Annotated in this window: 26 protein-coding genes; 23 read left to right on the top strand and 3 right to left on the bottom strand. The window is 67.4% G+C overall.

The window, feature by feature from the left end:
- Positions 1-6: 6 nt before the first annotated feature.
- Entirely contained in the window at positions 7-570 is a 564-nt protein-coding gene (locus tag F9B16_RS17370; RefSeq protein ID WP_151541120.1) for a dihydrofolate reductase family protein, read from the bottom strand.
- A 511-nt stretch (positions 571-1,081) separates the two neighbouring features.
- On the opposite strand from F9B16_RS17370, the gene F9B16_RS17365 reads away from it, so the two are divergent.
- Positions 1,082-1,789 (top strand): hypothetical protein, encoded by a 708-nt coding sequence (locus F9B16_RS17365; protein ID WP_151541119.1) that lies wholly within the window; start codon positions 1,082-1,084, stop codon positions 1,787-1,789.
- A gap of 410 nt (positions 1,790-2,199) precedes the next feature.
- On the opposite strand, the gene F9B16_RS17360 is transcribed toward F9B16_RS17365, so the two are convergent.
- Positions 2,200-3,534 (bottom strand): helix-turn-helix domain-containing protein, encoded by a 1,335-nt coding sequence (locus tag F9B16_RS17360; RefSeq protein ID WP_225991704.1) that lies wholly within the window; start codon positions 3,532-3,534, stop codon positions 2,200-2,202.
- A 123-nt stretch (positions 3,535-3,657) separates the two neighbouring features.
- Between F9B16_RS17360 and F9B16_RS17355 the strand changes: the two genes are divergently transcribed.
- The 12 genes from F9B16_RS17355 (at position 3,658) to F9B16_RS17305 (ending at position 13,669) form a co-directional block, all read left to right on the top strand.
- Positions 3,658-3,978: a hypothetical protein gene (locus tag F9B16_RS17355; RefSeq protein WP_151541118.1), complete on the top strand. Its 321-nt coding sequence runs from the start codon at positions 3,658-3,660 to the stop codon at positions 3,976-3,978.
- Between the two features lie 344 nt (positions 3,979-4,322).
- A complete protein-coding gene (locus F9B16_RS17350) occupies positions 4,323-4,547 on the top strand; it encodes a hypothetical protein (protein WP_151541117.1) in 225 nt (74 codons plus the stop codon).
- 20 nt (positions 4,548-4,567) lie between these two features.
- A complete protein-coding gene (locus tag F9B16_RS17345) occupies positions 4,568-5,635 on the top strand; it encodes a hypothetical protein (RefSeq protein ID WP_225991703.1) in 1,068 nt (355 codons plus the stop codon).
- A 198-nt stretch (positions 5,636-5,833) separates the two neighbouring features.
- On the top strand, positions 5,834-6,706 hold the full coding sequence (locus F9B16_RS17340; protein ID WP_151541116.1) for an FtsK/SpoIIIE domain-containing protein: 873 nt from the start codon (positions 5,834-5,836) through the stop codon (positions 6,704-6,706).
- A gap of 20 nt (positions 6,707-6,726) precedes the next feature.
- Positions 6,727-7,047, top strand: coding sequence for a hypothetical protein (locus F9B16_RS17335; protein WP_151541115.1), 321 nt, complete (start codon positions 6,727-6,729; stop codon positions 7,045-7,047).
- Positions 7,044-7,385, top strand: coding sequence for a hypothetical protein (locus F9B16_RS17330; protein WP_151541114.1), 342 nt, complete (start codon positions 7,044-7,046; stop codon positions 7,383-7,385). Before F9B16_RS17335 ends, F9B16_RS17330 begins: the two co-directional genes overlap by 4 nt.
- 76 nt (positions 7,386-7,461) lie before the next feature.
- On the top strand, positions 7,462-7,620 hold the full coding sequence (locus F9B16_RS50915) for a hypothetical protein (protein WP_192808836.1): 159 nt from the start codon (positions 7,462-7,464) through the stop codon (positions 7,618-7,620).
- Positions 7,617-10,043: a replication initiator gene (locus F9B16_RS52735; RefSeq protein ID WP_449698819.1), complete on the top strand. Its 2,427-nt coding sequence runs from the start codon at positions 7,617-7,619 to the stop codon at positions 10,041-10,043. The genes F9B16_RS50915 and F9B16_RS52735 overlap by 4 nt, the downstream gene beginning before the upstream one ends.
- A gap of 20 nt (positions 10,044-10,063) precedes the next feature.
- A complete protein-coding gene (locus tag F9B16_RS17320) occupies positions 10,064-10,279 on the top strand; it encodes a helix-turn-helix domain-containing protein (protein WP_225991701.1) in 216 nt (71 codons plus the stop codon).
- The gene (locus F9B16_RS17315) at positions 10,276-11,466 is read left to right on the top strand and encodes a site-specific integrase (RefSeq protein WP_151541112.1); all 1,191 of its coding nucleotides are present in this window, start codon (positions 10,276-10,278) and stop codon (positions 11,464-11,466) included. The genes F9B16_RS17320 and F9B16_RS17315 overlap by 4 nt, the downstream gene beginning before the upstream one ends.
- 477 nt (positions 11,467-11,943) lie before the next feature.
- Positions 11,944-12,732, top strand: coding sequence for a hypothetical protein (locus tag F9B16_RS17310; RefSeq protein WP_151541111.1), 789 nt, complete (start codon positions 11,944-11,946; stop codon positions 12,730-12,732).
- A 103-nt stretch (positions 12,733-12,835) separates the two neighbouring features.
- On the top strand, positions 12,836-13,669 hold the full coding sequence (locus F9B16_RS17305; RefSeq protein WP_151541110.1) for a hypothetical protein: 834 nt from the start codon (positions 12,836-12,838) through the stop codon (positions 13,667-13,669).
- Between the two features lie 55 nt (positions 13,670-13,724).
- Here F9B16_RS17305 and F9B16_RS17300 read toward each other — a convergent pair whose 3' ends face one another.
- On the bottom strand, positions 13,725-14,390 hold the full coding sequence (locus tag F9B16_RS17300) for a GntR family transcriptional regulator (protein ID WP_151541109.1): 666 nt from the start codon (positions 14,388-14,390) through the stop codon (positions 13,725-13,727).
- 172 nt (positions 14,391-14,562) lie between these two features.
- Here F9B16_RS17300 and F9B16_RS50910 point away from each other — a divergent pair, with 172 nt between their 5' ends.
- The 10 genes from F9B16_RS50910 to F9B16_RS17255 all read left to right on the top strand — a co-directional run.
- A complete protein-coding gene (locus tag F9B16_RS50910) occupies positions 14,563-14,709 on the top strand; it encodes a hypothetical protein (protein WP_192808835.1) in 147 nt (48 codons plus the stop codon).
- Between the two features lie 114 nt (positions 14,710-14,823).
- Positions 14,824-15,156 (top strand): WhiB family transcriptional regulator, encoded by a 333-nt coding sequence (locus F9B16_RS17295; protein WP_192808834.1) that lies wholly within the window; start codon positions 14,824-14,826, stop codon positions 15,154-15,156.
- A 1-nt stretch (position 15,157) separates the two neighbouring features.
- Positions 15,158-15,835: an NUDIX domain-containing protein gene (locus F9B16_RS17290; protein WP_225991700.1), complete on the top strand. Its 678-nt coding sequence runs from the start codon at positions 15,158-15,160 to the stop codon at positions 15,833-15,835.
- 435 nt (positions 15,836-16,270) lie between these two features.
- On the top strand, positions 16,271-16,744 hold the full coding sequence (locus F9B16_RS17285; protein ID WP_151541107.1) for a hypothetical protein: 474 nt from the start codon (positions 16,271-16,273) through the stop codon (positions 16,742-16,744).
- Positions 16,745-16,832: 88 nt separating this feature from the next.
- Entirely contained in the window at positions 16,833-17,105 is a 273-nt protein-coding gene (locus F9B16_RS17280; protein WP_151539167.1) for a hypothetical protein, read from the top strand.
- Positions 17,102-17,542: an RRQRL motif-containing zinc-binding protein gene (locus tag F9B16_RS17275; RefSeq protein ID WP_151539166.1), complete on the top strand. Its 441-nt coding sequence runs from the start codon at positions 17,102-17,104 to the stop codon at positions 17,540-17,542. The genes F9B16_RS17280 and F9B16_RS17275 overlap by 4 nt, the downstream gene beginning before the upstream one ends.
- Entirely contained in the window at positions 17,539-18,420 is an 882-nt protein-coding gene (locus F9B16_RS17270) for a helix-turn-helix domain-containing protein (protein ID WP_151539165.1), read from the top strand. Before F9B16_RS17275 ends, F9B16_RS17270 begins: the two co-directional genes overlap by 4 nt.
- A 1-nt stretch (position 18,421) precedes the next feature.
- Complete coding sequence (locus F9B16_RS17265; RefSeq protein WP_151539164.1) at positions 18,422-18,652, top strand: hypothetical protein; 231 nt, start codon at positions 18,422-18,424, stop codon at positions 18,650-18,652.
- The gene (locus tag F9B16_RS17260) at positions 18,649-19,788 is read left to right on the top strand and encodes a hypothetical protein (RefSeq protein WP_151539163.1); all 1,140 of its coding nucleotides are present in this window, start codon (positions 18,649-18,651) and stop codon (positions 19,786-19,788) included. The genes F9B16_RS17265 and F9B16_RS17260 overlap by 4 nt, the downstream gene beginning before the upstream one ends.
- On the top strand, positions 19,785-20,900 hold a 1,116-nt coding region (locus F9B16_RS17255), incomplete at its 3' end, for a hypothetical protein (RefSeq protein ID WP_225991699.1). The genes F9B16_RS17260 and F9B16_RS17255, both read left to right, overlap by 4 nt.

Below are 20,900 nucleotides of genomic sequence, written 5' to 3'. Positions count from 1 at the left end.
GGGCACTCAGCGCTTGGTCTCGTACCTGGTCAGGAGGACGCCGTCGGGGAACGTCCGGGTCTCCGCGAGGGTCAGGTCCACCCAGTTGTCCAGCGCCGTGAAGAACGGCGTGCCGCCGCCCACCAGGACCGGTGCGGTGAGCAGCACGTACTCGTCGATCAGTCCGGCCCGCATCGCCGCCGCGGCGAGCGTGGCGCCGCCGATGTCCATGGGGGCGCCGTCCTCGGCCTTGAGCCGGGAGATCTCGGTGACGGCGTCGCCGGTGACCAGGCGGGTGTTCCAGTCGACCGTGCTGATCGTGGAGGAGAACACCATCTTCGGCATGTCGCGCCAGCGGCGGGCGTACTCGATCTCCGCCGGTGTGGCGCCGGGCTGCTGGTCGGCGGTCGGCCAGTGGGAGCTCATCGTCTCCCACAACCTGCGCCCGTACAGCGCCAGGCCCGTCGCCCCCACCCGGTCGGACCAGAACTGGAACAGCTCGTCGCTCGGCACGCTCCAGCCGAGGTCGTCGCCGGGCGCGGCGACGTAGCCGTCCAGGGACACGTTCATGGCGAAGGTCAGTTTCCGCATGCCGTCAGCCTCCTGTGAGCCGGTACTCGGCGTACAGACCAGCACGGCCCGGAAAATTCATCGCCCAGACCACGTCTCCCGAGGCGAGTACCAGGCCGACTCCCCCGAATGCCAAAAGGCCCCGGTTCCATGCTCGGAACCGAGGCCTGACCTGTGCTTTCTTCGCGCAGAGAGAAGCTCCCGCGATTGGACTCGAACCAGCGGCCGACGATGTTGATCAATCCCGTTCGGTCCCCCGCCCAACTCACCACGTCCCCACGCGTCCCGGCTCGTTCCCACCGGTTCATTCCAGGTGGCTCCCTACTTGGCTCCCCTCTGCACTGGTAGCCAATCACTCTGCTGACACGCAGGGTAGACGCGCATGCCCATGACTTGATGTTCAAGCGGCCAGGTAGAGGTACTTGATCTTCGGGACGGCCTGCGTTCTACGCGACGCGCTTACTGGAATTACGCTAACCTATACAAGGTATCCACCTTCATCGCCCGATAGGTTATTTAGAGAATGAGTGTTATGTCTTTTGTCACAATCATTGTCACTAAAAATGTAAATGAAATACTAGACAACAAGATAGTCCTGCTTGCCATTGGTGCGGGATTAACTTTGATTGCACAGTTGGCGATTCAAAGATTTGTGGTTCCTAGAGTGGAGCGCAAGAAGAGACGAGAGGATCGCTGGGAACGCGACATTTTGGCACTCGGCGAGCTATTGACTTCCGAGCTTCCCTCATTGGCCAGAGAGGCCAGAGTGAATGTTTCTGTCATGATCTCTACTCGTAAGTATGTTGAATCAAGTTACAAAGATGGCGTCCCCAAGGAATTGGGCGGACGCCTGGAAGAGGTTGAAAAGAAAGCCAATGAGGCCGTCTCTGCCTTCTATGAATTTTCACACATCAGAATAAGGTGGCTAGTCAGCCGAATTGCGAGCATTCAGCCAGAATCTAGAGAAATGAAGAACCTTCAGCGATTGCAGCAGGCATACTGGCTTACCGTCGCTCGGATTTCCATGTTCGACGGACATCGAGATGAATTGGATGAGGATGAGATAGAAAAGCTTTGGAAAGAAGAACAGAACATAACAAATCTTCTTACAAAAGAAGTGGAACGACTGGCTTTTGCCTTGGATGTACCGCGAGCGCCAATCCTCGGCAAATCGAGGCAAGTATACAGGCAAGCCATCGGACCCCTTTCGCGGCAAAAAAAGAACAAGGGCAAGGGTTGACATCCAATAACAAGTGAAACTGAGCTGGACGGTTCCGGACTTGCGTGGGGGCGGGGCCTCGTAGCCTGGTGCGGCGGACGGGCGGCACCTGCCTGCCCGCAATGGCCCGTCGTGAGGCCCCGCGCGGGGTCCCCGCGCAAGTCGGGAACCGGCCAGCGGCGTGGGCGCGGCCAGATCAACCCCGTGACTGGTCCTCGTCTTCGTGCGGCCCCGTGACTACTGCTGGTCTTCGCGCCTGCCGACCGGCGTCGGCCTGGTCCCGTAGCCGGCGCCCAAGCAGAGGCGGAGGGGCCAGGCGCCGAGTCGGCGGCGCGTGCGGCCCGGTTCTCGGGCCGCCTTGAAGACGTACAGAAAGTTTGCACAGAGTCCCAGACGCTGGCTGAGCCGTCCTCCGACTCTGGTCCTGGTGACTAGCGAGCGGCTGCTTGGAGCTGGCGAAGGTGGTCGAGATACTCGACGGCCCTCGGCTCCGTCTCGTACTGCTCCTTGATCGTGGAGCCGAGTTCGCGGGAGACCATCAGCAAGCTTGGTAGCGATTTTCGCTCACCCTGGAGTGCTTGTTCACCGAAGTCCACGGCTCGTTCCACGTCGCCTTCGCGTGCCGCGATCAGTCCAAGAGTTAGCCGGGCTTCCGCGTTACGCATCGGGGACCGCTCGACTCCACCGGCATCGGTTCCTACTCGGATGACATCCTGGGCATAGTTCTCTGCGAGCTTGTTCTCCGCTGCGCTGGCGGGCTGGCCATTGCCGAGCAGCCGGTAGCAGTCCATGGAGTAAAAATCCCACTTGGCCGGATCAACGGCAAAGTGGTGATCCAGGTTGTCCGGGTAGGGCATCCGCTCCAACAGCGCTCGGCCTTGGTCTAGGGCAACTTCGACTTGACGACGGTCGCCGATGCGCGCCCATGCCTTGGCTTTTTGGGCATGGAGCTGGACGGCTGCGCGTGAGTTGGGAGCTATGGCGCTGCCCGTATCTGCAGCTGCGATGACGCCTCGGTAGTCCCCTCGGGTGAGAGCGAACCAGGCGCGCATCTCGTGCGCCCAAGCCATCACTTCGGCATCGCCGGACTCCTCGCCGAGACTCAGTGCGGCCTGTCGGGTCGCCTCCGCTGCGGGTCGGTTGGTCGAGTCGTATTCGACGCATCCGACCAGTGCGGCAAGCCAGCCGGCCAGGGACAAGATTTCTTGATGGTGGGCGAGAGACAGGTGCCGGTCGAGGAGCGTCGTGATTCTGCGTAGCCAAGCGCGCCCTTCGACAAGGAGTTGGTCAGCGGGCATGTGCGGGTACTCGCTGCAAAGTCGGTCAACAGTGATCCGGAGTCCTTCGAGTACGGCCGGATCCACGGACGATGCCCGCAAGCGGGTGACGATCTCCAAGGTGTCCATGCCGGTCCCGGCGACGAGTTCGGCGTCGCTGTCTCGGTTGCCTGCGAGGGGCCAGATGGCTGCGGTGACGGTGCCGAAGGTCTTGGCGATGATGGGCCGGTAGTCGTCATCGGGGCACGACTCGCCGCTCTCCCAAGCGTGCACGCGGCGAAGCATCGACGCCTTGCCCGGCAGCTGGCGCTCTGCATGGGCCCGTAGAGCCTCGATGAACTGCGGCTTGTTCCAGCCGCGAGCCTCTCGTTCAGCAGTGATCCGCTTCGCCCAATCCGGGCGCTCCTCCGTCACGAGGTTCTCCTCCTGCTTCGGTGTCGTCTCCAGTCTGCGCACGTCGCGGGCGATGTCGCGAGGGGTGTCGAGCAATCATCATCCATCATCACCCATCGACAGTCTGTTCGAATCATGCTTCCCGTCCGATCGTGGTGACGCAGCACACAGGGAAGCGCACCGAGAGGCGGTGCGGCCCTTGGATCGGAAGGGGAGCTCATGAAGCTCTACGTGGACACCAGCGCGAAGCAGGTCATGGTGTCGAAGGACCCGGTCGAGAAGACGGACCAGAACGGGCGTCAGCGGACCGAGCGGGACACCGGCCGGCCGATGTGGTCGACGCAGGTGTTCGTCCAGGACGACGACGGCGGCGAGGTCATCACCATCACCACGGCGGGTGAGAAGCCGAGCGTGAAGGTGGGGCAGCTCGTCACCGTGTCCAGGCTGGAGGCCCTGCCGTGGGCGACCAACGGGCGCAACGGCGTGGCGTTCCGCGCGGTGGAGATCAAGACGGCCGGTCCGGTGGCCAAGTCGGCCTGACCGGGGCTCCTGGCTCCAGCATCGCAACCTGCTGCATCTGGTGACTCACGGAGGGGCCGAACCGATGGCTCCGAAGATCGAACCGTCCCCGAAGCGGGACGCCGCCAGCCGACTGAGCTGGCCCAACCCTGCACCGGACGTGATGTCCGGCGACAACCCCACCAGCCGAAATGACGGCGCGAACACCGTCATCGGTGGGACCGATCACCGCCAACGGCGGTGCCAGGAAGGCGACTAGATCACCGAGTGATCGGCGCAGTCGTCTTCGCACACGCGGACGGGGCCGTCAGTGGCGTATGCCCCTGCGGCCCCTCTGCTTTCCCGCGACAGCAAGGGAATCTGTCATGGAGTTCCACTTCATCATCACGCTTCTGTTCCCCGGCCCGCAGGGCGGACTGGGCTACCTGACCCGAGGCGGAACCGTCTCCGCGCGGCCGGGGCAGACCCGGCAGGACCTGTACAACCAGGTCTGGAGCTACCTCCGCGAGACCGTTCGCGACGTCGACATCAGCCACGCGAACACTGTGTTCTTCTCGCTCGAACCGAACGAGCTGCCCTCGGCCGTATAGGCCACGGGCCACACCAAGAAGTGCGGGGCCTAGAGGCAGCCACCTCCGGCCCCGCTATCGATCGCACCCCAACCATCACGAAAGGGCAGATCAACATGTCCAAGTCTACGGGCCTGCCCGCGTTCGGGCGAGGGTCCTTCGGCCGCTCGTCCGGTCGCTCGGGACGTGGCGGAACCGTCACGCTCATCGAGGATCGGGTCACCCGGTCCTACGCACGCACCGCGAAGATCACCTTCTACGTCGTCGCCATCGTGGTCGGCCTGCTGGCCGCCGTGGTCGCCGCGTCCTACATCCACCCCATCCTCGCGCTGCTCGCCGGTGCCGCAATTGGCGTCGGCGTAGCCCTCCCCGTCGCGGGATTCATCGCCGTCTGGCCCGTGCTGCGGGTCCTGTGGTGGTGGACGCCGGAAATCCTCGCCACCGCTCTGGTGGTGTCCGGGTTCGTCGTCCTGTCGACGCACACCAACATGGTCGTGCGGATCCTCATCGTCGCCCTGGTGGCCGGTGTCCCCGCGGGGATCCCGGTGGTGCGACGCAGGCTCATCGCCATCGGCTGGTGCCTGATCTCCCGGCACCGGCTCCGCTCGTGCTTCAACGAGTTCATTATCTCCAACCGGTCGGGAAGCCTCCCGCTGATCCTGTGGGCCAAGCCCACCCCGGTCGGAGAACGCGTGTGGATCTGGCTTCGGCCCGGCCTTTCGCTGGCCGACCTGGAATCGCGCCTCGACAAAATCGCGGTCGCCTGCTGGGCCGCGAACATCACCGTCGAGCGGGCCTCGACCCGCAACGCCGCCTTCGTGCGGGCCGACATCAAGCGCCGCGACGCGCTGATCGGCACGGTGACCTCACCGCTGGTCGACCTGGTCGACCCCGACGCCCCTGTGATGCCTCGCGCCGCTGGCGAGGCCCCGACCGCGCTGGATCTGCCGGACATCCCGGCCCAGCGCACCATCCCCGACACCGACACCGCCCCGCGCACGACGAAGCGCGCGGGACGCAACGAGCGGTCCGACAAGAAGCCGGCCCCCGCTCCCGCACCGGAACCGGCCAAGCCCGGCACCGGTGACGATCTCCTCGACTGGGTCTGAACCCCCGGTCGTCCTTCTTCACCGGCGGTGCCCCGTCTGGGTGCCTTCTCGCTACCGGTGACCGACGCCCCTGGTGACCACACCACCTGACGGGGCGCCCGTCCGTGTCCACTCGCACGGGTCCTGGGCATGAGGTCACCCGTCGCGGGTCGCCTCGTGCCCAGGTCCCTCCCAACTTCCTGGAAGGGACCTCGCCTCATGGCAACCCTGACCGTCCCACGTCCGGCCGCCACGGCGTCCGTGCCCGTGGGACCGATGCTCTCGATGTTCGACCCCGTCTATCTGGGGGTCGACGAGTTCGGCCAGCCCGTCTACGTGGTGCTGGCCTACCGCAACATGCTGATCGCCGGAGAGCCCGGCGGCGGCAAGTCCGGGCTGATCCAGAACATCACCGCCCACGCCTTCCTGGCCGCCGGAACCCGGCCCGTTCTGCTGGACCCCAAGCTCGTCGAGCTGGGCATGTGGGCCGACCTCGCCGAAGAGTTCGTCGGCCCCGACATCGACCACGCCCTGGTCACCCTGCGACGGGTGCAGCAGGTCATGAACAACCGCTACGCCTGGCTACTGGCCAACGGCCGCCGCAAGATCACCGCCGCTGACGGCGTCACCGTCATCCCGGTCATCCTCGACGAGCTGGCGTACTACTCCGCCACCATCGGCACCAAAGAGCAGCAGGCCGAGTTCATCGCCCTCGTACGCGACATCGTCGCCCGGGGCCGCGCCTGCGCCATCCCCGTCATCGCCGCGACCCAGCGCCCCAGCGTGGACATCATCCCCACCTCGCTGCGCGACATCTTCGGATTCCGGGTCGCGTTCCGCTGCACCACCCCCAATTCCAGCGACATCATCCTCGGCCACGGTTGGGCCCACTCGGGCTTCAACGCCGCCGACATCCTCCCCACCAACCAGGGCGTGGCGTACCTGATCGCCGAAGGCGGCGTCCCCGCCCTGTTCAAAGCGGCCTACCTGCGCGACGACCAGATCAACGGCCTGGTCGACCACGCCACCTGGATCCGCACCAACCACACCCGGCCGCCGGCCCCCGCGTCTGCCAACGCGCTGGCCGCCTGACCCCCTCGAAGGGACATCAAATGACGCGACCGCAACCCCCGACCCGAATCCTGGTCACCACCATCACCCCGGAGACCAACGGCTACACCGGCATCTGCCTGGTCTGCTTCGAACCCCACACCGTCGCCATCGGCGACTACCTGGCCCTCGGCGAATGGGCCCGCGAACACACCTGCAACCCCGAACGCGCCGTCGTCGTCGCCGATCTCATCGGCGACCGCATCGCCCGATGCCTGTACTGCGGCTCCACCGACGTCTACGAAACCCGCGTCCTGGTCGACGACCGCCACCAGGACATGGCGCTGCAATGCGGCGCCTGCCACGGAGTGTGGGCCCAATGATCCACAAGCACTACCACCCCAACGGCAAACCCGCCTGGTCCCGCTGGGTCATGGAATGCGACTCCTGCCACTGCACCGCCTACATGATGAGCGCGGAAAACGTCGAGTGGCTCGTGTCGGCCTGGCCCGACATGAACATCTACTGCCCCGACTGCTTCAACGCCTGGGCCGACCAGCTCATCATCAGCGCTCTGCGCTGCCCCGACTGCGGCTGCATCGACCTGCGTCTGTGGCCCTGCGAACCCGACGCACACCCCGACGACCAGCACCCCGGCCTGGTCGACTGCGCCCACTGCGGCGCCATCCTCCTGGTGGTCGAACCGCCCACCTGGTTCTAGATACGGCTCGGGGCCGGATCTCTCGCCAAAGACCTCCGGCCCCCGCCGTCCAGCCCCCTCGCAAGGAGTGGACGACATGCACATTACCCATGCCTACACCCCAACCCCACGTGTTCCGGCCCTCGAAGACGTCGCCGAACACGGCATCGCCCTGCGCTTCATCCCGGCGTCTCTCGCCGCCACCACACTGCGGCAGCTCCAGGCACCAACCCCCAGCGAGGGGGACCGCCTGTGACTCACACCCCGGCGTCGGGTTCGACGCTGGCTCTCGCTCCCGGAACCGCTTCCCCGGCTCCGGGAACGGGGGCGAACACCGAACCCCCAACCTTCTACCTGGGCACCCATCTGCCTGCCTGGTTGAAGAACGCCCCGGTTCCGCTGTTCATCTCTGACCGGCGGCTACGTGACCGTAAGACCTTCCCTCAGGCTGCCACCCGATGGGCGCTGGACTCCGGTGGCTTTCAAGAACTCAAAGACCACGGCTGCTGGACCATCACTCCCGGCCAGTACATCGCCCAAATTCGTCGATACCAAGAACACATCGGGCACCTGGACTGGGCCGCCCCAATGGACTGGATGTGTGAGCCCGCCGTCATCCACGGGGGCACTCTCGGCGGCCAGCACTTCACCGGTACCGGCCTTACCGTCGCCGAACACCAACAACGCACCGTCGATAACTACCTACACCTGCGTGATCTGGCTCCCGACCTGCCGATCATCCCCGTCCTGCAAGGCTGGACCCTGGCGGACTACTTCGCCTGCGTCCAGCTCTACACCGACGCTGGAATCAATCTTGCCGATCTGCCCCGCGTTGGAGTCGGCTCTGTATGTCGCCGTCAATCCACCGGCGAAATCGCTCAGATCATCCAGTCCCTCGCCGATCTCGGCCTCCGCCTGCACGGCTTCGGCGTCAAGACCCGTGGCTTGGAACGCTACGGCCACTTCCTCGCATCAGCCGACTCGATGGCCTGGAGCTATGAAGCCCGCCGCCTGCAACAACCCCTCCCAGGTTGCACCGGCCACAAGAACTGCGCCAACTGCCCCCGTTATGCCTATCAATGGCACCACCGCGTCACCAGCAAACTCACCGCACCCACCCAGCTGCCCATCCCCGCACCTCCGATCCGCACTCATCCGCAGCCATCGCAACCTCGCCGTCGGCAACCGATCCCAGCGATCCGCCGTCCGGCGTTGTTCGCCACCGACAATGCCCTGACCCGCGCCGGAGACGGCTACTTCGACTGGCTCGACCACGTCTGGCCCGCCGCAGGCTGCTCTCACCCCATCCGTTTGTTCGGCACTCTTGACACCGTCGACACCCGCACCGGCGAAATCACCGCTACAACCCCCACCACCGACATGCCGGATGGCGTCATCTACAAAGCGTGCGGAAACCGTCGCGTCACTGTCTGCCCCTCCTGCGCCGACACCTACCGCCGCGACGCCTTCCAACTCATCCGCTCCGGCCTGACCGGCGGCAAAACCGTTCCCACCACCGTTGCCCGGCACCCAGCCGTGTTCGCCACCTTCACCGCGCCGTCCTTCGGGCCCGTCCACACCCGGCACGTCCGCTGCCACACTTGCACCGACAAGACCCGGTGCAGCTGCCGCCCCGAGCCCTGCCACGCTCGCCGCGACCTACCCACCTGCCCCCATGGCCGGCCCCTGGTCTGTTTCGCTCGCCATCAGCCCGGCGACGCCCAACTCGGGCAACCCCTCTGCCCAGACTGCTACGACCACGACCACCACGCCGTCTGGAACAACCACGCGGGCGAACTGTGGCGACGCACCAAACAAGCCATCACCCGCTACCTCAGCCGCCTTGCCCGCGTACGGCACCTGCCCCCGGTCCGGGTCTCGCACGGCAAGGTCGCCGAATTCCAGGCACGCGGCGCCGTCCACTTCCACGCCCTCTTACGCCTGGACGGTGTCGACCCCGACGACCCCGACGCCTTCGTCCCACCACCGGACGGGATCACCGCCGCTGATCTGGACGACGCCGTCCGGTACGCCGCCGCGCACATCACCTGCACCACCGACCCGCACCCCGCCCGGCCCGGTGGCTGGCCCATCGCCTGGGGCGACCAGGTCGACGTTCGTATCATCAGCCTGAGCGGCGAGTCCGTCAGTGACGCCATGGTGGCCGGTTACCTCGCCAAGTACGCCACCAAAGGCACCGAAGTCACCGGACACACCTCCCGCCGCCTCCACGCTGCCAACATCGCGCTCTACGCCAAACCCGACGGCACCCACACCGAACGCCTCGTCCACGCCGCTTGGACCCTCGGCGAACACCCCGGCTTCGAATCCCTGCGCCGCTGGGCACACATGCTCGGCTTCGGCGGCCACTTCCTCACCAAAGCCCGTCGCTACTCGGTCACCTTCGGCGCTCTACGCGCCGCACGCGTCCTGTACCGCCGCACCCAGACCCCAGGACCCGAGCAGCCACCCGAGCGATTCGAACGTCAAGCCGACCTTGACACCGAAACGACCGTGATCCTCGGCCGCCTGTCCTACGTCGGCTCCGGCTGGAAGACCACCGGAGACGCCCTCCTGGCCAACACCGCCGCCGACCAAGCCCGCCGACGACACCAGGCCGGACGCGAGGAACTCGCCCATGAACTGCACCTCAGCAACACCAGCCAGCAGGCCGCATGAGTAGACGCAAGGAGAACACCATGGCAATCAAACCCTCCCCCGACCCGAGCAGCGGGTTCCGGCTTCTTCGCCCGGAAGAGGCCGCCGATCGGCTCGGCATCAGTCGCACGAAGATCTACGCGCTGCTCCGGCGTGGCGAGATCCGCTCGGTCAAGATCGATGGGCTGCGGCGCATCTCAACTACCGCACTGGAGGATTACGTGGCTGACCTTGAGCGACAGGTGGGCGCAGCGTGAGCAGCGAGAACGGGGACTACTCGGTCTACTACGACACCGACAAGGAGCGATGGATCGCCGCCGTCTCTTTGGGCTTCGACGGCGCGGGGAAGCGCATCCGGCGCAAGGCGTCAGTCAAGCTCGGTGCCAAGTGGGCGGACTTGCCGATCGAGGAGCAACGAGAGCAGGCCGCCAAGCTCCTCAAGCCGAAGGTCAGAGAGCTGCTCAAGGAGGCAGAGAAGGGCATCAAGTCCAGCGCCAACTACCGGGTGCGTAACGCGGTGGAGGACTTCTTGGCGCACGGCCTCAAGGGGCGTGCCGAGAAAACGGTGATCCAAGCTCGGTCGCTGGCCAACCATCAGATCATCCCGAAGATCGGGAACTACCGGCTTCGAGACTTGCGGGCCGAGCATGTCGACCTGTGGCTTGACGAGCTGGCCGAAGATCTGGCGACCAAGACGATCCGGCAGGTTCATGGCCTGTTGACCCGGGCGATCCGCATGGCGGAGAAGCGGGACCTGGTGGGACGGAACGTCTCGGCGCTCTGCGAGACCCCGACCGGGCAGGCAGGCCGACCGAGCAAGGCGCTCACCGTGGACCAGGCCGCGGCCGTCATCAAGGCCAGTGCCGGAGAGCCCTTCGGCCCGTACGTGATCGTCTCGCTGCTCACGGGCATGCGCACGGAAGAGGCGCGCGACCTTACGTGGACCAATGTCGATCTGGTCGGCGTTCCGGGCGGAACTCCTCCGGTGCCTCCTTCCGTCGCGGTCTGGCGGTCGGTCCGGGCCGGTGGCGACACCAAGACCAAGAAGTCGCGTCGCACGCTGGCGTTGCCGAAGTTGGCGGTCGAGGCGTTGACCCAGCAGAAGGCCGATCAGGCCCAGGTTCGTCGGCGGGTCGGCAAGGCGTGGCAGGACCATGATCTCGTCTTCTGCAAGGAGGACGGGACGCGGCTCGATCCGATGCGGGTCCTACGGGGCTTCCGGCGAATCACTAAGAAGGCCGGCCTTGGCAAGGCGTGGACGCCGCGTGAGTTGCGGCACTCGTTCGTGTCGATCATGAGTGACTCGGGTGTGGCCATCGAGCGCATCGCGGACCTGGTCGGGCATTCCACACCAAACACCACCCAGACCGTCTACCGGAAGCAGCTGCGCCCGGTCATCACACAGGGGGCAGAGGCGATGGACCTGGTCTTCAGGGATGAGTAGCCCGGTGGCTCCCCAACTGGCTCCCCCGGACGTCAAAAGGCCCCGGTTCCTTGATCGGAACTGGGGCCTGACCTGTGGCGTCTTCGCGCGCAGAGAAGCTCCCGCGATTGGACTCGAATCGGCCACACCGACAGAAACCGCACGTCGCGACCGATACAGGCTCAGGTGACAATGCCCGACCCGTCCACGCGAGTCCAAGCGCGTCCACTCCGCTTGATACTCACTTTGGTACTCGCGCCTGGCCCTCCGGCCGACGGCGGGGCGGTGGGCTGTCAGACACGCCACCGGGCCTAACGCTCAACAGGGCTTCGAATCCAGAGAAGGGCCGCCAGATAGGTGGCCGGCCGGTCGACCCCACCATCGGCCAGTACTGGACTACGAGCCGCCATCGCTAGGCATGGCGGTCGAGACATTGCGATAATACCCCAAGGGCTTACATATAGAACTTTTCCATTTACCGGGAAGGCCTTCCGTCACATGAGCAGATCCCGAATATGCACCGGAGAACTAGAAGGCTGTCGCCCCACGCTAGAGGAGCTTTCTAACCTCTGGAACCTGGCATTAAAAGGCTTTGATAGTCCCGACAAAGAAGTCGAACTCGTTCACTTCATCAAAGATCGGGAACGGGTTAGACAAAAAACGCTGATTGAACTGATTCGAGAAGCAGGCGAACCAGCCCTGCTAGACAACCTCACACTAAAAGCACATCAAGACAGCCCATTGCGCGAGGTGGAGATTAAAATTGGTCCAGGCAGAGCTACCTCCGTGACCGTGGAAGCGGAGGACCACACTTGGTCCATTGGACGACATTCGGAAATCATGGAGAAACTACTACACACACGCAAGTGGTATGCCTTGGGAGATAGAACTCGTCCCGAATGGCCGAAGGGCAAAAAGAGGCGAGGAGTTGGCGAACTGGCAAAGGATTTCCTTCTTTTTGCACTGCAAATGCTTATCAGCATCCCCGCGCTGCTCGCATTACTATTCTTTTTCGCATTATTGATTGCAGTTCCGGCGGCAATCGTTCGCAACATTATCGACCCTCGCCACAACTCAGTTACTGGGTTCGTTGCCACCGCCTTCCCTCTTGAGCTGATTTTCTTCCTAGTGGTTGGAATTTCATGGTACACGGTCATAAAAAACTCACGCTCCGCCGTTGTCGTACGAGCGGAGCCAATTATCACGCCCCTGAGGCTAACCATTATCGCAACGACAACAACAGTGATTGGTACAGTTGTTGCAATCGTCGCCGCCATGCGGAAGTGATGGGCGCATCACTCCTAGTTTCGCTTATCTCTCCAGAGGGGGGATTCCGGACGCGATCACAGCAACCCTGGACCGCGCGTCTGCAGTGCGAGAGACTTGCGGCATGGCCAAGCTGACCATGACATCGAGCCGCTGGGACGAACTCACGGCCCTGCTGGAGGACGAACAGAGACTTCGATCTGAGTACCCCAAGGTGGCCGAGTACCTAGACATGGCGGCAAGCCTGGGGGGAACGGGTGACGATCAAGCAGACGCGCAGTTCGACTTGCGGTTTGTGCACTACATGACCGGCGGCAGCGCGGTGAGCCCTAACCCATACTGGGACATCGTCGAACCGTTCGTGGTCGAGCATGGTGACCGCCGTGTAGTAAACGGCGGTCGCGCAGAAGGCAGCCCGCGTCTCGCCTTTGCACAGATGCTGTTGCAGGCAACCTATGCATATGCGATTCCCTCACCGGAGACGATCGATTGGATAGCGAGATTTTGCGCAGGCTTCCCAATAGTGGAACTTGGAGCTGGGCGAGGTTATTGGGCGGCCCAGTTGGCACGGTCAGTTCTGACTATCGACGCGTATGATTCAGAGCCGCCAGACAAGACTTCGAACGCCTCATTTCCCGAAGTGGCTGGCCAAACAGACGTCTGGTACCCCGTCCAAGATCTGTCCGACTTCGCGGCTCGTACCCGGCCCGCGAATTATGTTCTCTTCCTGTGTTGGCCGCCTGGATGGGGAGACACCATGTCGTCCGAGGCGCTCGCAGCCTTCGAGAACGCCGGCGGCGAGCGACTCGTCTATATCGGCGAGCCAAGAGGTGGCAAGACTGGGAACGATGCGTTCTTCGAGGCCCTGTCTGATCGCTGGACCCTAGATTCCACAGACCCGCACTTTGTTTCATGGTGGACAGACGCGGACTTGGCACAGGGGTGGGTCAGAATCTGAGGCCGCGCATAGCGAAGGGGGGTGCCCATGTATCGACACCCCCCTTCGCTATGCCTTATTCGAGGGACATGCGGAAGACGAAGGCGTCGTACCGGTCGCGGGGATATGAGATGTTTGAAATCATGACGACTCGTTCGTCGGCGGCGATGAATCGTTGATGGACCGTCTTGACGAGATCGCCGGGCGTCGTCCGCAGCCATTCAGCGTGTGCCGTCGGCGGCAGTTGGTCGAAGATCGTCTCTTCTAGGTAGGCGGCGCCCGAGATATCCGCGATGTCCAGCGGATGGTGTGTGTCGGAGATCGAGATCGGGCGTCCGTTTTCGGAGGCCTTCGTGATGACGTGCTTGATCTCCTGCCCTGCCGGGATACCGAGCGCCTCGGCGAGCTCGACCGTGGCTGGGAGCTGCTGGACCTCGCGGTTTACCTGGATCGGTTGATCCGATTCGTTCTGGAAGGACTGCTCGGCGCTCTCCATCTGACGTTCGGGAGACACGCGAACGAGATTCGGGCGGTCGGCGACGAAGACACCTCGCCGACGCACGGACCGCACAAGCCCCTGGCTCTGCAGGAGTTCGACGGCCTTCCGAACCACGATGTCCGACACGCCGTTCTGCTGTGCGATCTCGGCGTAGCTCGGCAGCTGGGTGCCGGGTGGGAGTTCCCCACCGCGGATACGTCGCGCGTACTCGCCCGCGATGCGGACGTAGGCCGGTTCTGCCACTTCTCGATCAACCCCTTCGGTCTTCTGCGGCTCTTGACCAGCGTATACGCAGCATCGTATACCTAGGGCTTGTGCGTATACGAAGCTACGTATACGCTGCGACCAGCAGCCTTCCACACGGGGCCCGTGCCAGCTGGCAGTGCCCCCGAAGACGGTGACCAGGAGGTCCCAAGTGATCCCGCAGAGGTCCAGCAGCATCCCGCAGTGGCTCGCCGGCATCGCGATCGCGGTCTTCGCGGTCAACAACCCGGAGAAGGCCGCGGCACTGATCAACCAGGTGATGCACGCCATCGCCACGTTCGGAAGCTCGCTGGGTTGACCCGCGATGCCCTCCCCGTCCCCCTCGCCCAAGCCGCCCGCGGCGCACAGTCACCACGCACGCCGCCGAGGGCCGCACCCCCAACCGATCACGGTCCCTGACCTGGAGGTTTCCATGTCCGTTCGCCCGGTCTTCCTGCCGCTGGCGGACCTGCTGACCGAACTGGCCACGCACGGCGACTGCCGGCACGATCCGGACCTGCACATGGGCCCGGACGCGTTCGAGGACGAGCCGCCCGCCGACCGGCGCGCCCGCCAGGACGTGGCGCGCGAGGTGTGCGAGTCCTGCCCGGTCTGGGACCTGTGCCTGGACTACGCGATGCGGATCCCGCCCGCCCACGGCGTGTGGGCCGGGCTCCTGCCATACGAGCTGGCCGCGCTGCGACGCGAGGCCCGCGCCCTGTCCGCTTCTGACCTGTCCGCCCCTGACCTGGAAGAGGTCGCCTGAGATGACCGCCGGTGAGATGACCGCCCGGACCTACACCCACCCCGACGTGCTGGGGGCCGGTGTCCGTGACGGGTGGGCCGACCCGGAGACCGACCCGACCCGGATCGACTGGACGGCGCGGCAGGCCGTCGCGGCGATCCCGTTCGCCGTGGTGGACGGGCGGCCGGTGAACCCGTGCGAGAAGACCGCGGTGCGCTATGGCCGCAACGAGCTGGGGCACTGGGGTGAGGCGCTGGCCGCCGACGCGCTGGTGTCGGTGACCGACTACTGGGACGGTCGCCGGTGGATCGTGATGGTGGAGCGCACGGATGGGCACGGCTGGGCGATCCCCGGCGGGCACGTCGAGCCGGGCGAGACCCCGGTGCAGGCCGCTGCCCGCGAGCTGGCCGAGGAGACCGGCCTGACCGTCCCCGCGGCGTGGACGGCGACCCCGGCCCGCTACGTCCCGGACCCGCGCGCCAGCGATGAGGCGTGGATGGTGACCGTGCTGTGCCACGCGTCCCTGGGCGTGCTGGCCCGCCCCGTCTTCCCGCGCGTGGTCGGCGGCGACGACGCCGCCCGCGCCGCCTGGGTGCCGGCCGACTCCTACGCCGAGCTGACCGAGGCGCTGGCGACCTACTTCGACGGCGAGGTGTTCGCCGCCCACGTCGCGATGCTCACCCAGGCCCTGGACGGCTGACGTTGCGTCCGGCCGCTTCCCACCACCCCGCGGGGGAGCGGCTCACGGAACGGCAGAGATCCGCCGGACCCGCACACCACACGGTGTGTGCCCCGGAGCGCCCACAGCGACCAAGCCCGAGCGCCCCGGGGACTTCCCTCCCTCACAGGAAGGCATCTCCACGATGGCCGACAACCCGACCAGCGGCAAGTCCTCGACCTGGCCCAACGGCGAGCCCAAGTCCGTCCGGGACGCCTACGACGCCAAGTCCGGCCAGAAGAAGTGATCGCGGTGAGCACCTGGAACGAGTGCCCGACCTGCGGCACCGGCTACGACACCCCGGCCGAAGCGGCGCTGTGCTGCAAGAGCTGACGGCGCGTCCGGGCGGCTCCGCCGCCGTGCGGGGCCGCCTCACCCGCCGCCAGCTCTTCGATCCGCCTGTTGGAGGAAACCGGAATGGACCCGATCACCTTGGAGCCGAACCCGGCCGGGGGTCACTGCGGTGACTACACCCTCGCCGTGGCCGGCGCGATCGCCGAAGCGGTGCGCGTGCTGAACTACGCGACGCTGCCGCACAACGCCGCGGCGGGCGCGCCCTACCCGTCCACTCTCTACGACATCGCGAGCCGCCTGCGCACCGCGGCGGCCGGGACGGACCAACTGTTCCGCCAGATGGAGGACCGGCTGACCGTCATCGCCGCGACGCGCGAGATCACCGTCTCGCACGGCCCGTTCCCCACCGACCCGGCCGCCGCGGTGGCCAGGGCGGTGGAGGCCCTGCAGTGGTGCAACCGCGCCGCCTCGATGTTCGCGGCCGCGCTCGCCGACGCGCACAACGCGCTGTCCCCCCTCGGCGTCCGCATCCCCGCCGACCCCGACGACGCCCCCGGCACCGCCGACGACTCCGACTCCGGGGAGGGGTGGGCATGAGCGCGCGCGAGTGGATCCGGTTCGCCGCGTGGTGGCTGCTGATCGGCAACTTCCTGGCCGTCGCGCTGACCGAACTGGGGGCCATCCGATGACCGCCCTGCTGTTGGTCCTGGCCGTGCTCGCCGCCCTGGCCGGGCTGGGGTGGCTGTGCCTGTCCCCGGTCCGCCTGGGTGCCGCCGGCGCGGTGCTGGTGGCCGCCCACCCGGCGGCGACGATCGCGGTCACCGCCGCGGTGACCGCCGTGCTGACGGTGGCCGCTGCCCGGATGGCCTACCGGTCGCTGCGCGAGGGCGGCTGGTGCCTGGTCACCGTCCAGCGCGCCGCGTTCGCGGTCAGCCGCGCGGGAGGTGTGACGCCATGAGCCGCCGCCGCAGCTCGGCCCGGTTCTTCGACCCGACCGGCGCCCGGTTCGGCATCCCGACCTGGCCGTGGCGGATGGCGCCGCCGCACCTGCGCACCCGCCGCCAACTCGCCGCCGAGAACCTCCGCCCCGGCGGTCAGGACGTCGCCGGACAAGTGCTGTGGAACTCGCGCCGCGGCGGTGGCGGGGTCCGCGCCGCCTACCTGTACGACGTCCGCCTGGCGCTGCCCAAGCGGCCCCCGACCGAGCGTCAGCGCGCCGCGCTCGGCAAGGCGCTGGCCGCCCGCCGACGCTGCCCCGAGTGCGGACGCGACGCCGGATACGTCCTGCCCCGCCACCTCGGCACCTGCGTGGACTGCGCCGACGCCCCCACCACCGACTTCCCCAGCGACATCCCCACCGACCTGCCGACCGGCACGGAGGTGACCGCAGCATGACCACCCTCGCCCCGCCCCCGATCCCCGCCCAGACCTCGACCACGGACCTCGGCGCACCGGCCACCAACCCGCACGCCGCCCAGGGCCGTCCCACCCAACCGATCACGGGCCCCAACGGCACCCAGCACCCCGACGCCCCGCACCGGCCGGTGGCCGACGTTCACACGTTGCGGCACGGCTACAACCTGGCCGACCTGGACCGGCTCGCCAAGTTCGCCACCCGGCGGGTGTTCGGCGTGACGATCGACCCGCGGGACCGCTTCGAGGTGGCATGGTCGGCGATCGCCGAGCACCTGTACACCGCCGCCGACCGGCCCGACCCGTCCGACCTGATCACCACCGGGCAGAAGGCCATCGCCCGGCACCACCGCACCGAACTGCACCACCACGGCGTCCAGCAGCGCACCTACGCGCCGGCGCCCCGGCACGCCATCTACTGGGACACGGTGATCCGGCCGACCCCCAGCCCCGAGCACACCGCGGTGGACCGGATAGCGCTGTGGCAGATCTGGCCGCATCTGGCGCCCGGCGAGCGCGCCGCCGTCCAGGCCCTGGCCGTACACGGCACCCATCAGGCCGCCGCGGACGCGCTGGGGATCAGCTACCAGGGGTTCGCCGCGCGGCTGTCGTGCGCCCGCCGCCGGTTCCTGGCCCTGTGGCACGAGGGCGAGAGCCCGTCGCGGCTGTGGCGCACCGAACTGCGCGCCAGCAAAGGCACCGCCCGTACCCCGGCCGGTGTCACCCGCGCACGGCTCGCCGCGTTCGCCGAACTGGCCGACGCCGGACTGACCCACCGGCAGATCGCGGCCCGCATGGGACTCAGCCTCCGGACCATCGCCCGCCTCGCCGCCCAGCACCGCGCCGAAAGGGGGCTCTGACATGCCCGCCCCCGCCCCGGCCGGTGCTCGGCCACGCATCGGTGCGGGCAAGCGCTGCCCGTCCTGCACGGCGCCGCTGGACGGCGGCCCGGTCCGGTTCCGCTGCGAGCCGTGCGGCCGGTCGGTGATGGCCGCCGACCTCGACACCGAATACCACCCCCACCCCGTGCCCGGCCCGGTGCCCAACCCGGCCCGCGCCGCCGACGACCACGAAGGGAGGGACCGGCGATGACCCCCACCTACGACCCGCTGCGCGCCTACGAGCGGCAGCACACCGTCAACGGCCACCACGCCACCGCCGACAGCCCCGACGCCGACGCGACCGGCGGACAGGACCGGTACGGGCGGCCGGTGCAGGTGTTCAACCTGCGGTACCTGCCGGGCTTCCTGGCCCGCCGCCGCGCCAACGGCGCCGAGCGCGACCCCCGCGCCGAGCACACCGACCGCGCCGGCGGCTGGCTGCTGGCCGTGGCCAGCGTCCTGCTGCTCATCCTCGCCGCCGCGCAGGGCTATGTGTCCTACCGGGCGCAGTACTCCTTCGTCCACGCGCAGAAGCACGAGCACGCCGCCTCGATGCTGGAGGCGCTCGGGCTGGACGCCGCCGCGGTCATCTTCGCGCTGCTGGCCCTGGCACAGGCCCGGCTCGGCCGCCCGGCGGTCGCCGAACGTGCGCTCAACCTGGCGTGCGTCCTGGGATCGCTGTTCATGAACGCGCTGTCCGCCGACCCCGGCTCGGCCAAGTCGGTGGCCGCGTGGGTGCTGCCCGCCGCGCTGTACGCCGCTGCGTCCGACCGGCTCATTGCCGTGGTCCGACAGCGCGCGCTCGCTGGCCGCGACGGCGCCGAGGACGGCTCCCCGCTGGCCGCCGCTCGCGGGCTGGCGCTGTGGGCGCTGCGGTTCGGCATGGCGCCCTGGAGCACCGTGCGCGAGTTCCGCACCTGGGTCCTGGACGAAGCCCCCGTGGCGCCCGGCCGCCGCGCCCTCTCGCCCCGCCCGGAGTTGCCCGCCCTGCCCGCGCCGCGCGACACCGGACGCGACAGCACGGGCGACGCCGGACGCGACGGCGAGGGCGACGCCACCGGCGACAGCAACAACGACCGAACGGGCGACAGCACCCCCGACGCTGACCCCGACGCCGACCGCGACACCGCGGGCGACGCTGTGCGCGACAGGACGCCGCGACGCGCGCGGCCCCGACGTCGCACCGGCGGCGCGACGACCGCCGACAAGGCCCGCGCACTGCTGGCCGCCGACCCGACCATGAGCGGCGCCGAACTCGGCCGCCGTCTCAAGGTCACCCCGCGCACCGGCCAGCGTCTCTACGCCCAGATCACCGCCGACCCCGCGAAGGGAGATGACGCGCGATGAGCAACCCGACCACCAACCCCACCGGCGCCACGGACGCCGCGGACGCCGAGGTGATCCCGCTTCGCCCGGCGCCGTTCGGTTCGCCGGACGACGACATCACCGCCCACCCGACCGCCACTCCGAGCACCGACCCGGCCGACGCGCCCGTACTCACCGGCGGCGAGGGGGCCGACGTTGACACCTCGTTCGAGGTGCAGTTCGACCCCGAGCCGGACGCCGAGCCCGAGCCGGTGGACGACGGGATCGGGTACCTGCTGGACGACCCCGAGGGCGACGCCTACCCGGTCATCCCGGAGAACCTGCGCAGCCTCGGCGGAGTCGGCGAGGCGATCGGCCGGCACGCCCGCCGCCTGGCTCACCGCGCCGCGTTCCACGGCGTCCGCGCGCCCCGCTACGCCCTGCTCGCCGCGGTATGGGGGACGGTCGGGCTGTGCCGTCTGATCAACCGCCAGCTCAAATGGTGGTGGGTCTCCGAACAGGACTACCTGCGGTCGCTTGCCATCGCCCAGGGCGACCGGCGCGACTGGCTGACCCTGCACCGCGAGGTCAAGGAGACCCGGCGCGTCCGCGGGATCATCCTCGCCGGGCAGGCCGCTGGCGTGCTCCTCGGCGTGCTTCTGCTGGTCAAGCTGGCGCCGTGGTGGGGCTGGGTCGCGGTCGCCGCCGTGGTCGTGCCCTGGCTGGCGCACTTCGGCCGGCCGGAGGATCACCCGATCATCGTTCCGGCGATGACGGTGCCGCGGTTCCGGCTGCTGAACCACGACGTGGTGCTGCGCGGCTACTACTCCGCCGGGCTCGGCCACCCCGACAAGCCCGGCCAGCAGGTCACCTTCGAGACCACCATGTCCCGCACGAAGGAAGGGCAGGGGTCGCAGGTCAAGGTCGTGCTGCCGCACGGCACCGGGTTCGACGCCGTGGTCAAGGCCAAAGACGACCTGGCCTCTGGCCTGGACGTCGCGCCCTCGCAGGTGTACCTCACCCACGACCCGACCAGCCACCGCCGCCACACCCTGACCGTGATGGACCGCGACCCCCTGGCCGTCCCGGCGGGCAAGACGCCGCTGCTGGACTGCAAGCCCCGCAACATCTGGAAGCCGGCGCCGTTCGGGCTG

It is taken from the genome of Actinomadura montaniterrae (assembly GCF_008923365.1).
Lineage (GTDB): Bacteria > Actinomycetota > Actinomycetes > Streptosporangiales > Streptosporangiaceae > Spirillospora > Spirillospora montaniterrae.
This window is presented reverse-complemented; position numbering and strand designations above follow the sequence as displayed.